Origin of the sequence: Peribacillus muralis (assembly GCF_001439925.1) — a bacterium.
GTDB classification, from domain to species: Bacteria; Bacillota; Bacilli; order Bacillales; family DSM-1321; genus Peribacillus; species Peribacillus muralis.
The window spans coordinates 1-22649 of the sequence record NZ_LMBV01000030.1 but is presented as its reverse complement, the minus strand read 5'-3'; the positions used below and the strand labels follow the sequence as shown (position 1 = coordinate 22649).

Annotated in this window: 17 protein-coding genes; 15 read left to right on the top strand and 2 right to left on the bottom strand. The window is 39.3% G+C overall.

The annotated features are described in order from the left end of the window. The first annotated feature begins 963 nt into the window (after positions 1-963). The 4 genes from ASU00_RS21720 (at position 964) to ASU00_RS21705 (ending at position 4834) form a co-directional block, all read left to right on the top strand. The gene (locus tag ASU00_RS21720; RefSeq protein ID WP_057915553.1) at positions 964-1578 is read left to right on the top strand and encodes an NAD(P)-dependent oxidoreductase; all 615 of its coding nucleotides are present in this window, start codon (positions 964-966) and stop codon (positions 1576-1578) included. 626 nt (positions 1579-2204) lie between these two features. Further along, positions 2205-3617, top strand: coding sequence for a processed acidic surface protein (locus tag ASU00_RS21715; protein WP_057915552.1), 1413 nt, complete (start codon positions 2205-2207; stop codon positions 3615-3617). A 1-nt stretch (position 3618) separates the two neighbouring features. After that, on the top strand, positions 3619-4236 hold the full coding sequence (locus tag ASU00_RS21710; RefSeq protein WP_057915551.1) for a class D sortase: 618 nt from the start codon (positions 3619-3621) through the stop codon (positions 4234-4236). Between the two features lie 283 nt (positions 4237-4519). Next, positions 4520-4834 carry an MTH1187 family thiamine-binding protein gene (locus tag ASU00_RS21705; protein ID WP_057915550.1) on the top strand — a complete coding sequence of 105 codons (315 nt, stop codon included), beginning with the start codon at positions 4520-4522 and terminating at the stop codon, positions 4832-4834. A gap of 277 nt (positions 4835-5111) precedes the next feature. Here ASU00_RS21705 and ASU00_RS21700 read toward each other — a convergent pair whose 3' ends face one another. Together ASU00_RS21700 and ASU00_RS21695 are read right to left on the bottom strand one after the other, a co-directional pair. After that, entirely contained in the window at positions 5112-5552 is a 441-nt protein-coding gene (locus tag ASU00_RS21700; protein WP_057915549.1) for a hypothetical protein, read from the bottom strand. 679 nt (positions 5553-6231) lie between these two features. Then, a complete protein-coding gene (locus tag ASU00_RS21695) occupies positions 6232-7251 on the bottom strand; it encodes a LacI family DNA-binding transcriptional regulator (protein ID WP_057915548.1) in 1020 nt (339 codons plus the stop codon). 417 nt (positions 7252-7668) lie between these two features. Between ASU00_RS21695 and ASU00_RS21690 the strand changes: the two genes are divergently transcribed. The 11 genes from ASU00_RS21690 (at position 7669) to ASU00_RS21640 (ending at position 22420) form a co-directional block, all read left to right on the top strand. After that, entirely contained in the window at positions 7669-8991 is a 1323-nt protein-coding gene (locus ASU00_RS21690; protein WP_057915547.1) for an extracellular solute-binding protein, read from the top strand. Continuing rightward, positions 8991-9869, top strand: coding sequence for a carbohydrate ABC transporter permease (locus ASU00_RS21685; RefSeq protein ID WP_057915546.1), 879 nt, complete (start codon positions 8991-8993; stop codon positions 9867-9869). Before ASU00_RS21690 ends, ASU00_RS21685 begins: the two co-directional genes overlap by 1 nt. After that, positions 9856-10686, top strand: coding sequence for a carbohydrate ABC transporter permease (locus ASU00_RS21680; RefSeq protein WP_057915545.1), 831 nt, complete (start codon positions 9856-9858; stop codon positions 10684-10686). Before ASU00_RS21685 ends, ASU00_RS21680 begins: the two co-directional genes overlap by 14 nt. 23 nt (positions 10687-10709) lie before the next feature. Beyond that, positions 10710-12353, top strand: coding sequence for a glycoside hydrolase family 13 protein (locus ASU00_RS21675; protein ID WP_057915544.1), 1644 nt, complete (start codon positions 10710-10712; stop codon positions 12351-12353). Next, positions 12316-13260 carry an MTP-1 family protein gene (locus tag ASU00_RS21670; RefSeq protein ID WP_057915543.1) on the top strand — a complete coding sequence of 315 codons (945 nt, stop codon included), beginning with the start codon at positions 12316-12318 and terminating at the stop codon, positions 13258-13260. The genes ASU00_RS21675 and ASU00_RS21670 overlap by 38 nt, the downstream gene beginning before the upstream one ends. A 34-nt stretch (positions 13261-13294) precedes the next feature. Further along, positions 13295-14359, top strand: coding sequence for a BtaManbiosPhlase (locus ASU00_RS21665; RefSeq protein ID WP_057915542.1), 1065 nt, complete (start codon positions 13295-13297; stop codon positions 14357-14359). A 519-nt stretch (positions 14360-14878) separates the two neighbouring features. Next, a complete protein-coding gene (locus ASU00_RS21660; protein ID WP_057915541.1) occupies positions 14879-16261 on the top strand; it encodes an ABC transporter substrate-binding protein in 1383 nt (460 codons plus the stop codon). 71 nt (positions 16262-16332) lie between these two features. Next, a complete protein-coding gene (locus tag ASU00_RS21655; protein WP_201786322.1) occupies positions 16333-17253 on the top strand; it encodes a carbohydrate ABC transporter permease in 921 nt (306 codons plus the stop codon). A 12-nt stretch (positions 17254-17265) separates the two neighbouring features. After that, on the top strand, positions 17266-18090 hold the full coding sequence (locus tag ASU00_RS21650; protein WP_057915540.1) for a carbohydrate ABC transporter permease: 825 nt from the start codon (positions 17266-17268) through the stop codon (positions 18088-18090). A 32-nt stretch (positions 18091-18122) separates the two neighbouring features. Beyond that, entirely contained in the window at positions 18123-21239 is a 3117-nt protein-coding gene (locus ASU00_RS21645; RefSeq protein WP_057915539.1) for an alpha-mannosidase, read from the top strand. A 56-nt stretch (positions 21240-21295) separates the two neighbouring features. Further along, entirely contained in the window at positions 21296-22420 is a 1125-nt protein-coding gene (locus ASU00_RS21640; protein WP_057915538.1) for a GntR family transcriptional regulator, read from the top strand. Positions 22421-22649 lie beyond the last annotated feature (229 nt).

Below are 22649 nucleotides of genomic sequence, written 5' to 3'. Positions count from 1 at the left end.
ATTATGTACTAGTATAACGGGGTTTCTCTTTAGAAAAAACAGAAAAAACCCCGAATAGGTCCACTTTTTCTAAAGTATCCACTATTCGGGGGTCAGTTCATGCGATGTTATTCACCCCTTTTTTACCCCACAATTCATTTTAAAATGTCTTTTGTATAATTTTCAAAGTTAACCATAGTATCCTTTTCAATCTTCTTAGAGATCTGGGCATATACATCGGCTGTAATTTGAGCGCTGCTGTGACCTAAGTATGCCGTGGGTATGTCGTAAACCGTGGATGGTTATATGTTTTGTAATTCCTTCTTTTATATAGATGCGATTAAATGCTCAGTGTAGGGTGGATTTTGAATAGGGGAGGCCATTCCCTCGTTCGAAAACAAGAGTTGTTTCTCTATGATATCCATCTGCCAATTTCAACTTTATTTCCTTTTGCTTAATGACATAACGTGTTAACAGAGCGGCGNGGCTTTCGTCGATTAAAATTTTTCTATATGATGTTTCAGTTTTAGGTGGTCCAAACATTTTATCAATATTCAATACATCATAAATTAAGTTTTGTATACTTTAATTTTATTTTCAATAAAGTCTAAATCGGGAATCTGGAGAGCCAAAGCTTCGCCTTTTCTTAAACCAGTTATCAAGAACAACGTTTTGTTATATTGCCTTTTGAGGAATAACGTATTGTTCAATCTATTAAAATATGGAATGATAGAAGTATATAAAGGGTTCTCACCCACATTTTGATCGAATACCTACGGTAAGACAGTATCTTCCATAAAAAAATACTTCTCAGACAAAGTACTCATTTTGCAAGGGGATTTTAGCACGGAATTTTGTAGGTTGCTGTTTCAAACGCGTTTTGGCAAAGAAATGACTTTGCGGGGGTTTAGTGATATAAAGTTGGCGAGACTCATTAATTTAAGAGAATACATCTTTATTAATTAAGATAGGAGATCTTCTAACATGAATTTTTTTATTGTCGGGGCTACAGGTAAAACAGGTCAAATCGTGACGCGAATGGCTCTTCAAAAAGGACACCGAGTAACAGCATTCGTCCGTTCACCTCAAAAGCTTAGTCCGCAAGATAACCTGACCGTTGTAAGCGGAAATGTTACTTCTGCAAAGGAAATGATAAAGCATATGGGCGGGCACGACGCCGTAATCTGTTGTCTGGGGACTGAGGGCACAGGTCCGACTAGCTTTCTTACAGATTCGGCCAAGGCATTAACTGCCGCAATGGAGGCAACCGGCATAAACCGGATTGGATATGTCGCTTCCGCGGGTATACATCAAGAGATAGAAGGGATTATGGGCAAACTCATTACATACATGCTTCGCCATGTGCTTCAAGACCACGCGACTGCTGTAAAGGTCTTTAAAGACGCGGGATTAAACTATACCATTGCACGGCCAATGGGGTTGACCGATAAAGCAGGGCGAGGGACATGGCGGGTTGCTGCGGAAGGTTTACCACCCAAGCCAAGTCGAAGCATCGCCAGGGAAGACGTGGCCACTTTTCTCCTCGAAGCGATCGAGAAGAATCAATATGAACGCCAATCCATTGCTATCGCCTACTAAATACAAGTAGGAGCACTAACATCAAATAAGCCCCTAACCGAATTTAGGGCTTCTCAGACTTTAGAGAAACCCTTGCTTTTTCAAGGCGGTGGGTTATTTGTTTTCAGCTATGGTCAGAGGTTGGCATTCATTCTTGTACGTCATTCTGAGGTAAAGGGATATTACTGAACTAAAAGGCTGCCAATTTTGGGGCCTTTTTTTATTTGTCATTTTTATAAGAGTATCTCATGAAGTAATTCCTGAGATGAGAATAATCACATATCAAAGGTGCTACTGGAGAAGTCAAACATGCATGTTTTCATGCTGATGTACCTAGTTTGAAGTGGCTGTATAGTGGGGCGAGGGGGGGAATAGTCCTCCGGTATTATATTATTAAGCAATTAATATAGTGGGGTGGTTATAGAGGATTTGTAATGATTTACAAACGATGATAGTTGTTAATGGGTTTCCTTCTGTAACTGATATTTCAATAGTAAGGAATACGTCTATATCACCCCAAACAGAGGTATATGCTGATAAAAGTTTGTTAGCAAAGTATATTCGAAAAAATAACTTCATTGTTAAATTATTGTTATTACATTATAATTTTCTAGAAACATATGAAATGTTATGAATAGGAGAAAAGTATGAAAAAACTGTGGACCATTTTAGTTTCTATTTCGTTGTTGTTAAGCGTATTCCCGCAATTAGCATCGGCAGCACCAAGCAAAAAATTTGAGCAAGAACTAACAAAGTATTTAAAAGAGGTAAGCCAAATTAGGGGTTTTGAAGTGACGAAGGATGATATTGACGCATCTCTTTCACTTTACGATGAGAGTATTAAAAACTATGAATCTATAGATGATCTTAAAGATGCCTTGGGAGAAGTTATTAAGGCGGACTATAGTAATTTAGATTCCATTTATGAGGATTATGATCTAACTAATGAGAGCCTGATTAAACTATTGCACGAAAATGGCGAAGAACTGGACGATTATATCTTTATTTGGGACCTTGATGAAGCTGTTTATTTCTTTGCAGAAGAGGGCGAATTTGAACGCGATCCAAACTTTGACGAAGAATTAGTCAATTATTTAGCCAAGGTAAGTAAGGAAAGAGGTTTCCAAGTAACAAAAGAAGATATTGAGGCATCATTGAAACTCTATGATTTTAGTACAAAAGAATTTGAATCTGTTAAAGAGCTTAGTGAATTTTTAGGTGACGTTATCAAGGAAGACTTAAGCAACTTAGATTATTTTAATGAGAATTATGGCTTGGATAAACAAGACTTGCTTCAAATGTTAGCAGATAATGGAGAAGATATTAACGATTATATATACATAGATAATCTTGAAGAAACTGTTTGGACCCAGACTGATGGAGCGTTGGATGGTGAAGTTGCCGGTGACCTTCTTCCTATTTTCGATGAAGAACTCGGTTTAACTGCAGAGGAACTAGAGAGTATTGAAGATCATTTAATGTCTTTGGAAGAGCATCTTTCCAATCCGGATACAGTTAAGCGACTAGAAGAGTTGGGCAGCCGTATGATGGCATTCGAGGAATTTGACGTAGCAACCGAGCTTTCAGCTCAACAATTAGCTGAAATGGCATCAATTTATGAAGAATTGCTTTCCATCTTTAAACTTAATGTAACCTACTCCCTTGTGAAAAGTGGCTCGGAATCACCAGTATCCCTTTTGGATTTAATGAAATTGGAAGAACTGAAGGGTGCTAACCTGAAAATATCAATCTACAATACTGACGGGAAGTTCTTGGCTGACCTTTTGATTACGGGTGAAATGGTCGATTCTGACACTCTTACGAATGCAGGCGAACAAATAAAAGAATCATCTAAAGAGGTGCAAAAGACTATTGAAAAGGCACCAGTTGTTGCCAAACCAGTCAAACAAAAAATCAGCACTCATATTAAGTCGGAACATCAAACGGTAAAAGGGGCTAAGCTTCCAAAGACCGCTTCCGATTATATCCCTAACGCCCTTTTAGGACTATTCATTGCCTTGTTTGCAGGCGTGATGTATCGAAAAATCAGGAACGCTTAATATGAAACAATTAAAGAAAAGGCGGTTGCTACTGCTTTCTTGTACAATGGCCATCATTTTATTTGGGGTATGGTTTTCTACATCCAATATGTATAAGTTTGCAAAAGGCTACTTCCTTTACAAGACTCATACTCCAAGTAACCAAGGAAATGAAACGATTCAAAAACCACCAAGTAATAAAACAATAAAGAAGGAGCTATATCCTGTCCAGCCTAAAACGGGTGAAGAAATCGGGGAACTGTATATACCCAAACTAAAAGCAAAACTCCCTATTTTCCATGGCACAAACGAAGATGAGTTGGAGCGTGGAGTTGGTCACTTTGCAGGAAGTGTGCTACCAGGTGAAAATGACAATTCCGTTCTTTCCGGTCATAGAGATACGGTATTCAGTAAACTCGGGGAAGTTGGCGTAGGAGATTTGTTGATTGTAAGGACATCGGCAGGAGAGTTCACATACAAAGTGAAAAAAGTTAGAATTGTGGATGAGGATAATCGAACCGTAATCGTGCCGAAGCCTCGAGCAACGCTAACCGTCAGTACCTGCTATCCCTTTAATTATATCGGGTCAGCACCTGAACGCTATATTCTCGTCGCGTATTTGTCTTCAAGTAGTAAGTGATGCCAGACTAAAAGCAGACACAAATTGTTCTAATGAAAATATCAAAAACAACATTGAAGTGTGTCTTAAGTTCTACAGGAAACGATATGGTCAAATTCCCAACCTTACTGATTCAATGAGGGAACAGCTATTATTGTAATCACCACCATCTCATCTAACTCCTGACTAGACGTGAATGACACTTCAAAGGTACTGGGTGTATGTGGCGGAAGGATGATACGTTATTATAGGATAGTAAGTGAGCTTCTTGATTGAAATAATTTAAAAGGATTGGTGAATAAGAATGGCAATAGTTGATGTAACGGTTATTCCTGTCGGTACACAAACTCCAAGTGTGAGCAGTTATGTGGCAGATATACAAAAAGTATTGAAGCAATATGAAAACAAGGGAGAAATCCGCTTTCAACTGACTCCCATGAATACAATTATTGAAGGAGAACTGTCAAAGTTGTTTGAAGTGATCCAAGCGATGCACGAAGTACCTTTTGAAAAAGGTCTTGCTAGAGTTTGTACGAATATCCGGATTGATGACCGTCGTGATAAAGAACGCAAGATGGAAGACAAAGTAAAGCGAATTGAGGGCATACTTGAGGAGTAAAAGCTGCTGTAAGTATTGGGCCTAGAGTGAAATGTTATAAAAAACTGGAGAACTAAGCGTTATATTAAGATAAGGCTTCAAAGGATAATTAATCCTTTAGGTAAAAAAGCAGTGGAAGTTTAATCCCAAAACTTTCACCGCTTTTTTATTGTGATTTTTACCATATTGAAATTCCTTGTTAGTTCTGTAAATATTGGGCTAACTATTCTTTTAAAGAAATGATTTAAACATTGTTTCTACATCAGATGAAGTCTCAATAAACCTTGGTTCTCTAACCCTATAAACGTTCTCCGTAAAGTTCTTTTTCTTCATTTGGATGAAAGATGGTAAATCCTTTTGAACAGTACACGAACCTTCTGTCTATCTCGAATCCTGCTTTATTTAGTATCTCAAGTGTTGCATGGGAACTTGTTCCGGCGTAGCCGCAACTACATCCAGATAGATGTAGTTCATTACCCTTTTTGTCTATAAGGATGAGATCGCTGTCGATTTCTTTTATAATTTTTGCCATTTTAAAACGGTCAAATTGATCTTTAACTGCCTCGAATAATGAAATGCTTTTATTGTTTACACCACGGTCTTCACCATGATTTTTTATGACTAAAACCTCTCGTTCATACGTTTTCTTATATAGATGGTACTTCTGGTAGGTGATGTCTTTAATTTTACATATAATTGGCGTAGTATTCTGTTTTCCATTTGTAGATTGATTAAACATTGCACCACTCCTAATTAGTTATTTTAATTAGTTTATTAGGAGAAAAAAAGAATAGTACAAAGAATCTGGTAAGGGGAGAGAAAAATTATTTTCTTATATTGGAGATAGAAGTAAACCAGTGAAACTAGGTAGTTTCACTTCGAGATTTCAAGAAAGTAGGTCTGGATTTAAGTGGGGAATGTATGATTAAGCGCTTTACCTACCCACTATTAGCGGACCATGTTTTCCGTACAGACGAAAGGATTCTTAATATTATGGAGATGGTTAAAAACATTGTGAAAAATGCAACGTAATTTCCTTGAGGATAGATATGTGGTAATTTCATAAAAGGTACATATTTGATTACTTCATGAACGGATTGTCAGTTTGGTTTCTAAGGAAAATCTTAAATACTTTTAGATCCTTGTTTGTAATGGGGTATAGGCGAATAAACAATCTATAAGCCTTTTGTCACTTCTCGGAAAACACAGCGTATGGCAGTGTTTTTAATTATTATATATAAGCGTTATCAATCTCTTCACCTAAGAAAGTTATTCACTGTAAGTAATTCTTGTTCTTTCATTATTTCAACAGAGTGAGCACAATGAAGAATATATATTTCATCCATTATCATGTCACTCTCTCACCATAAAGATTTTGTAGTATAAAGTAAGCTTATCTGTCTACAGATAAGCTTACTTTATACTTTTTTCTTTGAAGTGGATTCTCTAATAATTAACTTTGTCGGTAACAGTATCTCCTGGACAGGTTCCAATTTATTTTCAATTCTCCAGCAAAGCTGTTCTATTGCCTTTTTACCGAAATGATTTAGATCGATCTCCATTGTTGTGATCTTAGGGGTTGTAATTTGTGATAATTCTCCATTGTCAAAGCTACAAACAGATACATCTTCAGGAACTTTGAAACCTTTTTGCTGCAAAACGGATGTAACAAGGAAACCAAGTCCATCGTTTACGCAAAACCATGCTGAAGGCTGGTCTTGGAGTTTATCAAAGAATAAATTGATTCCAACTTGATTTTCCTGTGCGTTTGTTAATATAAAGTTTTCACTAGGTTTTATCTTATATCTTTTTAAAGCTAGTAAGTATCCTTCTAATCTTTCTTGGTAGCTTGGTGAGATTTCAACATCTCCAACAAAAGCTATTTCACGATGCCCCAATTGGATTAAATGTTCTACAGCCATAAAAGCTCCAAAGCGGTTATTCGTTAAAATGGAATCGACCTGCAAATGGGGTGAGTGATGATCAATTAAGACAGTAGGGATGCCTGTACTTATAACTTTTGAGATATACTCCGTACTAATATGGGATAAAATTAAAATTCCATCAATTTCATGATTGGATAACAAGGTAGGTAAAGTCAGATTTTTTTTTGATTCACTATTAATCGGTTCAATAAATAAATTCATGCCGCGAGCCCGAAGTTCTTTCTCGACACTTAAGTATATTTTACCAAAAAAGCTTTTAAGTGAAAAAGCATAATCAGAAGCAATTAACGCGATATTTCTGGGCAGCTTTTTATCGGCTAGTTTTTGATTTCGACTATCTGAATAATTATAACCTAATTCATCCGCTGTATTTTGTACAAGCCTTCTTGTATCTTCGCTAACTCCAGGTTTGCCAGATAAAGCTTGGGATACAGAGTTTTTCGAGATGTTTAGTATATCCGCAATATCCTGCATCGTCACTTTTTTTTCCATATTAAACGTTCTCCCTTGGTTTATGTTCGTATTTGTAATTGTATTGTAACGTTACGAATTTAAGATTGCAACATCCCTATTTTAATAGCGAATAAACAAACATGTGATTCAGTAAATATAAGAGTACAACTGTATATACCTAGTAAACTAATATTTGACATTATTAAAGTAAGGTGTAATAATGTGATTTGTAAGGTAAGAGTAATGCTTATATGCAGTTATTTTAATCTTTGTAATGTTAAAGTGGTAACTGTATTTTACATCTAGATACGTTCATTATACTTTTTTTTAAAAGGCAATGATAGCGCTATCATTGGGTGGGTCGCAATATTGGAATTTTGTTTTACATAGGAGATTAATTAGTTTTAAGTGATAAAGAGGACTAGATAAGGAATTTAATATTTGGAGGAATTCAGGATGAAAACAAAAAAAGTAGTATCGATCTTATTTTTAGCTTCGCTTACTGTTACTAGTCTTGCTGCATGCTCTACAGGAAATAAGGTGCAAAATGGTGTCGTAAAAGACGGTGTAACAACGATTGAATTCTGGGCTGCTCCTAACCCAACACAGCAAGTGTACTGGAAGGAAGTAGCGGAAGAATTTACAAAGGAAAATCCTGAAATCAATGTTAATGTTAGCCCGATGAAAGAAAGTCCTACATCAGAAGCTAGTATTCAATCGGCAATTGCTGGTGGAAGTGCGCCTACTATGTCAGAAAATATTAATCGTGGTTTTGCGGCTCAATTAGCAGATAGTAAAGCACTTGTAAAACTAGATGAGCTAAATGGGTGGGATAAATTAAAAGAAAGCCGAAATATGGAAAATACAATGGAGGGCTGGGAGTTTTCGGACAACCATCAATATGTAATGCCAATTTACTCAAGTCCGATGTTGTTTGGTTGGAGATTAGATATATTGGAAGAAATCGGTGTTCACGAAGCGCCAAAGACGTATAGTGAAATGTTAGATGTTGCTAAGAAATTAAAAGAAAAATACCCTGATAAATATGTATGGGCAAAAGATGCCCTTGCTGATCCAACAGCTTGGAAAAGGTGGTTTGATTTTTTTATGCTGTATGATGCAGCATCAAATGGTAACAACTTTGTTGAAGGAACAAAATTCATAGGTGATGAAAAAGCCGGTGAAAAGGTACTTGGTTTTGTGGATGATCTTCGTAAAGAAGACGCATTATTAACGAGAAAGGCAAAAGATCCATTTGAGAGTGGCTTAGGTATCTTCACGGATATTGGTCCGTGGACCATCTCGTACTGGAAAGAAAAATTTCCGGAAATGAAATGGAACGAAACTTATACGCTAGCAGCACCTCCAGTTCCAGACGATAAGGAAACGTCAAATGTAAATACTTTTGCCGATACAAAAGGATTAGTTGTTTATGCTTCTGCAACGAAAGAACAACAAGAAGCAGCGATGAAATTCATTAACTGGGTCTACTCAAATCCTGAAAATGACTTGAAGTGGTTTGAAAAGACGAACTTACCACCAGCACGTGACGATTTAACAACGAATGATACATTTAAGGTGTTTCTTGATAAAAACCCTGAATTACTGCCATATGCAGCGGCGGTTCCAAATGCTATTCCGCCAATGGATAACTCTAAATATAATGATATACAGACATTTATTGGCCAACATGCTTTCAATCCAGTGGTTAAGGGTGAAAAGGATCCGAAAACTGCATGGAAGGATATGCAAGAGGCCATTGAAGGGGTTCTTAAATAATGAACACAAAACAAGGAAGATTGGGCTGGCTTTTTACCAGTCCTTATCTAATATATGCTGTGGTTTTCTTTCTAATCCCGCTTGTTTGGTCACTCTTCTTATCAATGACGGATTGGAATTTAATCTCACCAACTTTTAGTTTCGTTGGAATTACAAATTATACTGAGGCTTTTCAAAGTCCGGGGGTAAAGGCGGCATTTTTTGTAACATTTAAATTTTTGGCAGTCTTTATTCCGCTTGTTGTTGCCTCTTCAGTCATTGTAGCTTTAATCGTTAAGGGATTACCAAAATATAAAGGGATATTTTTAATAGGTTTCTTCCTGCCCTACTTAGCCTCAGGGGTCGTTTCCTCACTAATTGTCAAAGGGCTTTTGTCTTACAACAGTCCAATAAATGAATTTTTGAGAAATTCACTTGGATTGGACATTGACTGGCTCGGAACACCCTTTGCAGCACTCTTCGTTGTCGCTGTAATTATTGCCTGGAAATTCACAGGGTACTATGCACTGATTTTAACTTCTGGTTTTGAGAGCATTAATAAAGAAATATATGAAGCGGCTATGATCGATGGTGTAAGTGCTTGGCAACGTTTTTGGAAAATTACTTTTCCGCTCCTGTACCCAGCTTTATATACTGTTTTGATTTTATCAATAGGTGTTACGTTTGGTATCTTTACAGAGGTGTATCAATTAACAGGCGGCGGACCAAACTTTGCAACCAATACTTGGCAAATGGAGATATTTACACGAGCATTTTCAAATCTCCAGGCAGGATATGCATCAGCCATTGCTATTATTGCCTCTGTCGTCACATTTATTTCCATTTTCATCATCCGAAAAATCATAGAATTGTGGGGAAAACGAAATGGTTGGGACTAAGAAAAAAGGATTATTCTTTCGCTACCTAATTGCGGTAGTTCTCTTACTTATTATGATTTTCCCATATATTTATATGGTGCTAAACTCCTTTTCGGATTGGGAACAAGTAGATAAGACGTTATTTCCGACGGATTTCACCTTGAAATCGTATGAATGGCTGCTGGGTGGAGGTGAAGCGGTAATTCCAAGGCCTTGGCTTCAAGCATTTTTCAACAGTTTTCTCGTTTCCGCAAGTTCAACCCTGCTAATGATGGTTTCTGCGGTTTTAGTTGCTTATGCATTAGCGAAAATTCCATTTAGAGGAAGAGACACCATTAACAACCTTATTTTATTTCAAATGTTTTTTCCGGCGATTATTTTACTAATCCCAACGTTCCTTGTCATTCAAAAAATTGGAATGTATGACTCTTATTGGGGAATGATTCTCCCTAAAGCCATGAGTTTATGGGCGGTATTCATGTATACAAATTTCTTCAAGGCAATACCAGAAACGTTTATTGAAGCAGCAAAATTGGACGGTGCAAACGAGAGGCAAATATTATTTAAAGTTGTCCTACCGATGTCGAAGTCGATTACCACTGTTATTTTCTTATTCTTATTTATGGAAAGGTGGACAGAACTACTATGGGATATGTTAGTAGTAAAAAGTGATAGTATGCTTACTTTAAATGTCCTTTTATCGCAGATGTTCGGTCCGTATGGAGGGTATCCTGGTCCAATGTATGCAGCATCTGTTTTATTAACACTTCCTATCATTATTCTATTCTTGATTTTTGCGAAAAAGTTTCAAGAAGGAATGCAATTTTCACTTAAGTAATGTCCAAGATTGGAGTTCTAGCAATGGTTAAATGGTGGAAACAATCAGTTTTTTATGAAATCTACATGCCGAGCTTTAAAGATGGAAATGGTGATGGAATGGGCGATTTTGCTGGGATCATCGCAAAGCTCGACTATTTAACAGCTCTTGGAATTGATGGATTGTGGCTTACTCCCTTTTACCCATCACCGAAAATCGATAACGGTTATGACATATCCGATTACTATAACATTGACCCAGGTTATGGAACGATGAAGGACTTCGAGTCTTTTATTCAAGAAGCACATAAGCGGGATATTAGGCTAATTGTCGATCTAGTGTTGAACCACACTTCTTCTGAACATCAATGGTTCCAAGATTCCAAGTCATCAAAGAATCATCCTAAACGTGACTGGTATATATGGAGAGATGAGCCGAATAATTGGGAATCGTTTTTTGGAGGCTCTGCATGGGAGTATGATAAAGCTTCAGATCAATATTATTACCACGCCTTTGCAAAGGAACAGGTTGACTTAAACTGGGCCAATCCTCAGGTGAAAAAAGCAATGTTTGAAGTGATGAAATTTTGGCTTGAAAAAGGAGTAGATGGTTTCCGGCTCGATGTCATCAATTTCTTAAAGGTCAATGATTCATATAAAGACAATCCATATGACGCTGAAAAGAATGAACAAAATCACTTATTCGACAAAGATCAAGAAGGGATTTTCCCAATTATTTCAGAAATAGCCGAGTTTGTGCATCAATATCCGGATAAGTTCCTTGTTGGCGAGGTTGGTTCAGAGGACCTGGATATACTAAAACAATATTCTGGGAACAACAAATTAGATGTTGTGTTTAATTTCAATATTGGGAGTTTGGGAGAGTTTGATGCCGATAAGCTCTTTCAACAATTAGTTGATACAGACCAAGCTTATGATCACGCTCAAATTCCAACATTATTCTTTTCCAGTCATGATATGTCCCGACATATTTCAAGATTTGGCGGAGGTGAGGACCGGGCCAAGTTAGTTGCCACCTTGATGCTTACTGCCAAGGGTGTACCATTCATTTATTATGGCGATGAAATTGGGATGAAGGATTGGATTACTGATGATATAACGAAAATGAAGGATGTCCAAGGTTTATTGGCGTATGAGTTTGGAATTCAGTCGAATCAGTCACATGAACAGGCGTTGGCCGTAGCTAATGATAAATCAAGGGATAAGTCACGTACCCCGATGGTATGGAATTCACATCCTAATGTAGGTTTTTCAACAACTCTGCCTTGGATTACGATTCCGACAAGTGCTTACAAAATTAATGTTGAAAACCAACAAAATATTCCTGATTCAATGCTTTCTTTTTATAAAAATTTGTTAAAGATTCGAAAGCGACATTCTTCTTTAAAATCAGGGCATTATGATTTATTGCGGATTGAAGAAGAAATGCTCTATTTCGTCAGGAAGGATTCCATTGAAAAAATATTGGTTGTTTTAAACTTCTCTGAACACCCAAAATCGCTCGATGTAGCTGCTTTCTTTGCTTCAGATGTGAAAATGCTTCTTTCATCAAAGCGAACGAAATTAGAAAGTGGGAACTTGGTGACAATCTTAGCAAATGAAGCAATGATTCTAAAGGAGGATGTAGGAGATGACAGTGTTAAGAAAAGGCTATGCTCAAACTTGTGAACAGCTAATAGAAGAATTCACTTCAAAAGACCAACCAACTAATCCTGAAAAAATCGAATTCTCAGGCATTGGTAATTACGATGTATATAATATTAGCGCACCGTTTGATGATTGTGGCGAGCTTGTTATTGCAGGACGGGTTGAATCACGCGAGAGTGAACAGTCTAATGTATTTTTCTTTGTCGAGAGAAACGGTAAGTGGGTACCAAGAGAAAATGCTCCTGTTCTTGATTTGCAAGATCCTTTCTTTACTATAATAGCAGGTGATCTTGTATTAGGAGGCGTTCAAATCTTCCCTCATTCAACACTTGAAGGACAACTTGGGTGGAGAACAGTCTTTTATAAAGGTCAATCGATTGCAAGTTTACAACAATTTGCAAAAGGCCCAGATGGGATGAAAGATCTTCGACTTGTTGAGCTAAAGAGTGGGAATATAGGTGTATTAACAAGGCCGCAAGGGGAAAAGGGCGGCAGAGGGAAAATCGGTTGGACTAAAATCTCTTCATTAGAAGAATTGACGATAGATGTCATAAACGAAGCTCCCTTATTCGAAAACCAGTTCATTGACGAACAATGGGGTGGAGCTAATGAGCCGCACTTATTAACAAATGGTTTTGTTGGTGTATTAGGGCATATTGCATCTTTTGATGAAGAAGGAAATCGTCATTACTATCCAATGGTATTTGTAATTAATCCGGAAAATGGTGCATTTTCAGAGATGGAGCTAATCGCGACAAGAAACCATTTCCTCCCGGGTCCATCGAAGCGCAAAGACTTGGTAGATGTTGTGTTTAGTGGAGGGTTAGTTCGGAAATTGGATGGCACGGCTGACCTGTATGCAGGCATCAGTGATGCTGAAGCACAAAAAATTACAATCATCGATCCATTTTTACGATACGAACGGTAAGGCCAAATAATTCCTCAATAAGGAGCTAACAAAAATGAATGTATACAGATATGAAGAGAACCCATTGGTCACTCCTGCGCATATAAAACCGCATCGACCTGATTTTGAAGTGATTGGTGCATTTAATGCAGGGGTTGTAAAATATAAAGATGAAATTATTATGCTACTCCGTGTGGCTGAGCGCCCTATAGGGGAAGACCAGAAAATTGTAAAAGCACCTATTTATAATTCACAAACGAAAGAATTAGAGATTTTTGAACTTCAATTGAATGATCCTGCTTTTGATTTTTCAGATCCTCGTGTAATTAGAGAAAAAGGAGATAAACAAGGATTTAAATACTTAACTTCTTTCTCATATTTACGGATTGCACGAAGCACTGATGGTCATCAGTTCACCATTGATGACAACCCATTTGTTTACCCATCCAATGAATTAGAAACCTTTGGAATTGAAGACCCGCGAATTACACAAATAGAAGATAATTATTACATATACTTTAGTGCCGTTTCGCCAGTTGGTGTTGGAGAATCAATGGTTTCCACCAAAGACTTTGTAACCACGGTACATCATGGAATGATATTTGCACCTGAAAACAAAGATGTTTTAATCTTTCCTGAAAAAATAAACGGAAAATATTATGCCTTGCATCGCCCTGTACCGAAAAGTGTAGGAGAGCCAGAAATTTGGATTGCTGAATCTACCAATGTCTTACACTGGGGTAATCACAAACATTTACTAGGTTTACGGAAAGGAATGTGGGATAGTGCACGCATTGGAGGAGGAGCCGTCCCAATTAAAACAGAAAGAGGTTGGCTAGAGCTTTACCATGGTGCTACTACGGATCACCGGTACTGTATGGGAGCCGTTTTACTAGATTTAGAAAATCCAACGAAGGTCATTGCCCGTTCAGAAAAACCAATTCTTGAACCCGAAGAAGATTATGAAGTGGAAGGGTTCTTTGGAAATGTAGTCTTTTCGTGTGGTGCAGTCATTGAAGGTGATATAGTCAAAATGTTCTACGGTGTTGCAGACACATCTATGGCTTGTGCTGAATTAAGTTTACAAGAAATCCTTGATTCATTAACATATATTAAATAGTTATTTGAAAAAATAGTGCCAAAATCTAAGTGCCGATTTTGGCACTATTTTTTATGTAAACTTAAAAGCTAGTGTTATGTGTCATTAAGAAATCGGGTATTGAGAGAAGGGTAGTTTTCTTATAAGGTTTGGGATGTTTCCATGCGAATATATAACAATTGAGAAAAATCGAATTTTTACAGAACTTCCATGAAGCCAGTAGCTTATACCTATCTGAAATTATAAATTAGGGACTGGGTAAAAAGACTCTGTTTTAACCGATTCAAGAAAGTGGAAGCAGATAAAAATGCATTTTGTTTCTTTTTAAAAATATTTAGAATATTAAAAAACATATTGACTTATATCAACTATATCAATTACATTATATGTATATCAAGTGTTCTACCAATTTATAGAAAAGAGGTGAACGTTTAACGGATTATTCTATTATAGGTATCGCAATCGTAACCTCGTCATTGAAAGCGTTTCATAAGTCGTTTGTTACTGGATTTAAACAGATAGAGGATGGGAGAGGTACTGATGAAAATAAAAAAGTATAAAAAGGTGGCAGCTTATTCATTACTTGTAAGCTCTCTTTTGTTAAGTTCAGCGTGTTCGAATGAAAGCGCTTCCTCGGATGGAGAGGGTGAAAACAAAGAAGAAATTAGTATTACATTCCGTTCTGGAGGAGGCACTAATAAAGGTTTGACAAATTGGCTAGAGAAGGAAGTCATCCCGGAATTCAAAAAAGAACATCCGGATACAACCATTAAGCTTGCACCCCTAAATGTTTCAGAAGGGGATTATTTCGCCAAGATTGCCTTAATGCTGAAATCAAAAAATACCGCACCAGACCTTGTTGCGGAGGATACGTTCATGGTTAATTCAGATGCGAGTGCCGGGTATCTGGAGTCGCTTGATGATAAGGTGAAGGCCTGGGATGACTGGGGGAACTTCACAGAAAATGTGAAGAAGGGTGTCATAGCGGAGGATGGCAAAGTGTATGGAGTACCTTATAACACGGATTCAAGGGGCATCTGGTATAACAAAGATCTTTTTAAAAAGGCAGGCCTACCTGTCCCATGGGAACCAAAAAGCTGGGATGATATCCTTCAAGCTGCCAAAATAATAAAAGAAAAATCACCCTCTGATGTTACTCCGATTTGGATGAATTCAGGAAAAGCTACAGGGGAAGCGACATCGATGCAAACTTTTCAAATGCTTCTTTATGGTACGGAAACACCTCTATATGATTTTGACGAGAAAAAATGGATTGTGAAAAGCGAGGGACTTGTCAATTCATTCAAATTCATTGATACCGTGTACGAAGAAAAGCTCGGTCCAAATCTGTCACAGGTGTTAAATGGACAGGGAAGCAGTATCGCCTATCAACAATTAATGCCAAAAGGTAAGCTTGCCATGGGGATTGACGGGTTTTGGCAATCGGGTACATGGGGAGAAGAAGGTTCTGCTCCTTGGCCTGAAGCGGTTGATACCTTAGGATTCGCCCCAATGCCAACAGAAAACGGGGATGGTGCAGGCACTGTTACAATGTCTGGAGGTTGGGCATTCTCCATTCCGAAAAATTCAGGCAATAAGGATTTGGCGTGGGAATTCATTAAATTTGCATCCAGTAAAGAAAAGAACCTCTCACTGCAATTAAAAGACCGCAATTTAACTCCACGAGATGATGTAGCAGAAGATCCTAATTATCAAAAAATTCCGATGTTCGATGAAGCAACCGCATTATTAAAAAATGCTCAGTTCCGACCTGCTGTCGATAAGTACCCGAATGTCTCAACACAAATTCAATCTCTTGTTGAGGATGTTGTAACGAACAAGATTTCTCCAGAACAAGCAGCCGAGCAGTACCAAAAAAATGTAACCGGCATTGTCGGTAAAGAAAACGTGATAGAAAAATAAAAATGATTGTTTCCTCCCTGTACAAGCAGGGAGGAAATAATCAGTATATGTATACAGGAATGGGGTGTGGAATGAATACTGATCCGGTTTTGTCACATGAAATTCAAATTAAGGAGAAACGAAAAAAAGATTATACATTATTTCGTTCCATTTTATTTTTACTTCCTACATGGATCATACTGCTTATCTTTTTTGTCGGGCCTATTTTGTTAACGTTCTACTTTGCCTTCACCAATCTCTCGTTGACGGGGACGGAAGCGAAAAGCTTGGAGTTTACCGGATTCCAAAATTTTGTCACGATGTTCCAGGATCCGAATTTTCGTATAAGCATGGTAAACACGATCGTATTCCTTGTATTCTCAGCCGTAATCGGCCAGCAGGTGCTTGGGTTTATCCTAGCTCTGCTGATGAAGGAGAAAAACACTTCTTTTAGGAGGATCATCGGCATCATCGTCATAGCCGGGTGGGTTACTCCAGAAATTGTCGTTGCATTTTGCTGGGTCGCTTTTTTAAGTGATAACGGAACGTTAAATATGATTCTCGGGAATATGGGCATGAAGCCTGTGACTTGGCTGTACACCTTCCCGATGATCAGTGTGATCATCGCTAATATCTGGCATGGAACAGCCTTTTCCATGCTCGTATATCAGGCTGCATTGGACGATGTTCCAAAAAGCGTGGAAGAAGCAGCCGTTATAGATGGTGCATCCCGATTCCAACTGTTATTGAGAATTGTCCTGCCCATGATGAAAGGTTCCATCGTCACGAATATGATCCTCGTCACCTTACAAACGTTAGGCGTATTCACGTTGATATTTGCCATGACAGGCGGAGGACCGGGAGCTTCGACGCAAACCCTTCCGATATTCATGTATAATCAGGCATTCGTTAACTATCAACTTGGGTATGGAACAGCGATTTCCCTCATTTTGCTTTTGATTGGGATTGTTTCAAGCACGATATATATCCGGTATATGAAGGTCGAAATTTAGGGGGTGAGTTGAGTGAATCGTTTCAAACTTGAGAAAATCGTTCCATATGTCATTTTAACCGTGATAGGGATATTATTTATATTCCCGCTTTTGTGGGTGTTGGTCGCTTCTGTTGACCCGAATGCGCAACAGGCCTTAAAGACCCCAGATAGCTTGACAACATCTAATTTTACATCGATTTTAAAAGATGGTGCCATTCTTCGTTCCTTTGCGATTGGATTATTTCTTTCATTAGGTCAGGCTGTGCTTGTGGTCTTATTCGCAGGGTTGGCAGCATATCCACTGTCCAGATATGCTTTGAAATTTAAAAAACCGTTCATGTATACCATTTTATTCATGACATCTTTGCCAATCACTGCTGTTATGGTGCCTGTCTACCAGCTATTCGTCTATATTGATCTTCAGGACTCGCTCATCGGAACTGTCTTGTTCTTGACAGCTTCGGGCCTGCCATATGCGATCTGGATGATGAAGAACTTCATGGATGCGGTCCCACTGGAATTGGAGGAATCAGCCTGGATCGATGGGGCATCCGTATGGGAAGGATTACGGAGAGTCGTGGCTCCATTAATGATTCCGGGCATTTGTACGGTGGCGATCTTTACGTTTTCAGGAAGCTGGGGCAATTTTTTCGTACCTTACATCTTGATTCAGACTCCAGAAAAATTTCCTGCCTCCGTGACAATATTCCAGTTTTTTGGTAATTACGGCATGGTTGAGTATGGGAAGCTAGCGGCGTTTTCACTGATTTATACAATGCCCGCTGTCGTCCTTTATATATTTTCACAGCGTTTTATGTCCCAAGGCTTCAGCCTTGGCGGAGCATCAAAAGGCTGAAAAATCTCAAGGGAAAAGGAGTGTTTCACTGTATGTTTTGGAATATAGAGAAGTTAGAAAAGAGGATACAGGAATTACAGCCGTATCGTTATCAGGACATCAAGCCAATCTTATCGTTTCAAGCCCAGCTGGACGAAGAGGGAGCGATAGCACAGGAACCACCTGAAGGAGGATCATGGGACACAATGAAAGTCCTGGAAAGATGGGAAGGCCGGGACAAATATTTATGGCTTAAGACTGCTGTACCCATTCCATCTAACTGGGGAAAACAAAAAATTGTCGGTGTGTTTGATTTCGGAAATACCGGAGGCGGAGGCAACTCCGGTTTTGAGTCGCTTTTGTACCTGAATGGTCAACCGTATCAAGGGGTTGATATGAACCATCAGGAAGTGTTTTTGGATGGGCAACTTGCCGGAAGCACCGTCGACTTTTGTTTCAGGCTCTGGTCCGGGCTTGAAGGCGGAGGGGTGCAGACGATCCAGGAGCATCAGTTGAAGGTCGCTTATATTGCCTGCCTGGACGAACGGACCGATGATCTGTACTATACGGCAAGAGCAGCATTGGATACGATAAAATATCTTGAAGAAAACCAGCCTGAAAGACAAACTCTATTGAAGGCTCTGGACAGGGCGTTCCTGTTGATCGATTGGTCACATTCCGGTTCTAATAGCTTTTATGACTCGGTTTATCAAGCACAAGCGGTCTTAAACGCGGAAATCGAAAAGATTCCAAAAAATTATCCCGTTACCGTTACTTCCATCGGCCATACCCACATTGATGTCGCGTGGCTTTGGCGCCTTAAGCATACACGTGAGAAAGCAGCAAGATCTTTTTCCACTGTGCTGCGGCTAATGGAACAGTACCCGGATTACACCTTTTTGCAAACACAGCCGCAATTATATGAATATATTAAACATGATTACCCGCAAATCTATGAGCAAATAGAAAAAAGGGTTCAGGAAGGGCGTTGGGAAACGGAAGGTGGAATGTGGCTGGAAGCGGATTGCAACCTGACAAGTGGTGAATCGCTTGTCCGACAGCTTCTACTCGGGAAAAAATTCTTCCACAAGAATTTTGGGAAGGAATGTGAATACCTATGGCTGCCGGATGTTTTCGGATACAGCTGGGCATTGCCGCAAATATTGGCGAAATCAGGGATCAAAACATTCATGACCACTAAAATCAGTTGGAGCCAGTTTAACAAAATGCCTCATGATACCTTCAAATGGCGGGGGATCGACGGAACGGAAATCTTAACCCATTTCATCACGACCCCGGAAGACGAGTACTGGTTCTACACCTATAACGGCCGCATCACCCCACGTACAGTGAAAGGTATTTGGGAGGCCTATCGGGATAAAGCCGTCAATCAGGAATTGTTACTTTCCTATGGATACGGGGACGGCGGCGGCGGTGTTAATCGGGAGATGCTTGAAATGCGCAGACGGTTGGATAAAATGCCAGGTTTGCCTGCTGTGAAGACAGGAAGGGCCGATGAATTTTTCAACCGCCTCCATGAGACTATAGATAATACGGATCAATATGTTCATACATGGGACGGTGAGCTGTACCTGGAATACCACCGTGGAACGTATACGAGCCAAGCATATAATAAAAGGATGAACCGCAAGATGGAATTGCTTCTACGGGAAACGGAATGGCTTCATTCCCTAAACAGTGTGCTTGAAGGAACATGGTCTTCTTATCCATCAAAAGACCTGGAGGATAGCTGGAAGATCGTGCTGCGCAATCAGTTCCATGATATCATTCCTGGCTCTTCCATCCGTGAAGTCTATGAAGATAGTAAACTGGAATATGAAGAGGCACATCAATTGGCTGCTTATGCCTGGAATACTGCTTCCAAGTCACTTGCAATAGGGAATGATCAGCAATCGTTCACCATTTTCAATTCCTCTTCTTGGATACGAAATGATATCATTACTATAAAGACCGATCTTAATGCAGAAGGTGTCTGGATCGATGACACAGGAAAAGTTCTCGATTCCCAAAATACAGCCGATGGTGAATGGCTCGTAAACGTTGAAAAGGTGCCTTCCTTAGGCAAGAGTACGATCCGTTACGAGAAAGCAAAAAATAAATTGGAATCGGCGGTCTTTAATGTGTCGACCAATACTATTTCGACTCCTTATTATGAGATAAGCTGGAACGAAAACGGGCAGCTAACAAGAATTTTTGATCGAAAGCACCAGCGAAATGTTATAGCACCGAATGCTGTTGCCAATGTACTGCAGATATTCGAGGACAAGCCCATGCAGTATGACGCTTGGGATATCGATATCTTTTACCAGGAAAAAATGAAAGAGGTCATCCATTTAATAGGAAGTAAAGTAGTGGAAAACGGACCAATACGTTGCATAGTCGAGTTTGAATGGGCATTTGGAAAATCAACCATCACCCAAAAGATGATAACGTATGCCAAAAACCCGCGCATCGACTTTAAAACAAACATCGACTGGCGTGAAAAGGACCAATTGTTAAAAGTGGCATTCCCTGTCGATATCCGAGCAACGGAGGCTACTTATGACATCCAGTATGGAAATGTCAAGCGTCCTACTCATTGGAACACAAGCTGGGATTACGCCCGATTCGAAACCGTCGCACATCAGTGGGCAGACCTATCGGAAAGTGGCTATGGCATAAGCTTGTTGAATGATTGCAAATATGGGCATGACATTAAGGACAATGTAATGAGGCTCACTCTGTTAAAATCAGCCACATACCCAGATACCGAAGCTGATCAGGGAGAACAGCAATTCACCTACTCGTTGCTGCCACATAAAGGCAGCTGGTATGAAGGTGGGACGGTCCAGGAAGCTTGGTCACTGAATAACCCACTCTCATACAGGGAGGGACAATCAGAAAAGCTGTCCATGTTTTCGCTTAATGCTGAAAATGTGATGGTCGATGCCGTGAAAAAAGGTGAAAATACGGATGAAGTGATTATCCGCCTGCATGAGTTTGCTGGAGCAAGGGGCACTGTGGAGGTAAGAAGTGAATTAAATATCGTTTCATGGCAGGAATGTGACCTAATGGAAAAAAGTATAGAAGGTAAGCGGGAAAATCAGGCAATGGCGTTTGACATCAAACCTTATGAGATCAGGACATTCATCGTCCAACTGAAAAGTTAACCACATGTCAGGAAGGGGGATTTTCCCCTTTCTTGGCTAAGAATATATAGTTTGGGGTGGTTACAATAAAAGCTTTATATGAGAAAGTATATCAATCATTGAAGAAAGATATCAAAGAGGGAAAATATAAGCCAGGTGACCGCATTCCTTCCGAAAAAGAACTCTCCGACATTTTCGAAATCAGCCGAATCACAAGCAAGAGGGCCTTGGGCAAGTTGGTAGAGGATGGGATTGTCTACCGCACACAAGGGAAGGGTACATTCGTTTCTGACGAGTTCAGTAAAAAAACCAATTCAGCTCAAGCTCGAAAACCGTTGTTCGGTCTCATCATGACAAACTTTGATGATAGCCATAGCTTTAAGCTCATTTCAGGCATTGATGCGGCTTCGGATGAAAAATGCATGATCATTTTAAAACAGACCTTTGGCTTGGCTGAAAAAGAGGAAAAAATAATCAAGGAGTTGCTTGATTTCGGCGTTGATGGACTGATCATTTATCCTGCTCAGGCCGAGCACTACAGTTCGGAAATCCTAAAAATGGTCGTGGACCAATTTCCGCTCGTCCTAATCGACCGGTCGTTCAAAGGGGTTGCCGCAACTGCCATATCGAGTGATAACGTCCAAGCTGCCAAACTCGGCATGGAGCATCTCTTTGATTTAGGTCATGAACACATTGGTGTCTTATCTCCAACAACAATCGCGACGACGACGATTGAAGACCGGTTCGCAGGAATCGTCCAAGCCTTTTCAGAACGGAATGTACGAGTTAACCGTGAATTATGGTGTACCGAAATAAAGAGTACACTTCCTACCCCTGAAGCAACCTGTGAACAAGACATTGAATTGATCAAGACCTATCTTAAAACACATACCGACATTACTGCCCTTTTTACTATTGAATATAAGATTGCGAAGCTTGCACAAAAAGCTATTGAACAACTTGGCCTTCGCATACCGGAAGACATCTCGATCTTATGCTTCGATGAGCCGGCAAATAGCTGGGACAGTTTGACTTTCACACACCTGCAACAAAAAGCAAAAAAAATCGGTGAAACGGCGGTCAAAAGATTATTAGAAATGATAAATGGGGACTGTTCCATTGAAAAGGTGGAATTCCCCGCATGTTTGGTCGAAGGGGACTCTACTTGTCAGGTAATGAAAGAACTTCCACTGTCCAACTGAGGAATTTTCCTGCAGGAGCTACTATATGGAGCGAACCTATCCAGTGGTTAGTTTCATGATACTTCACTCTAAATGGAAACCGTTGTTAGCACTGGACGAAGATATTAAGAATAAATGAATCGAGACTCCTGCTTAGAAATGCGCGTCAACGTGAGACCCCGCTGAAAGTGAAGTGCACCCCCATTGTTGGACACATATCTAACAATAGGAGGTGTACTTCAGTTGGGTA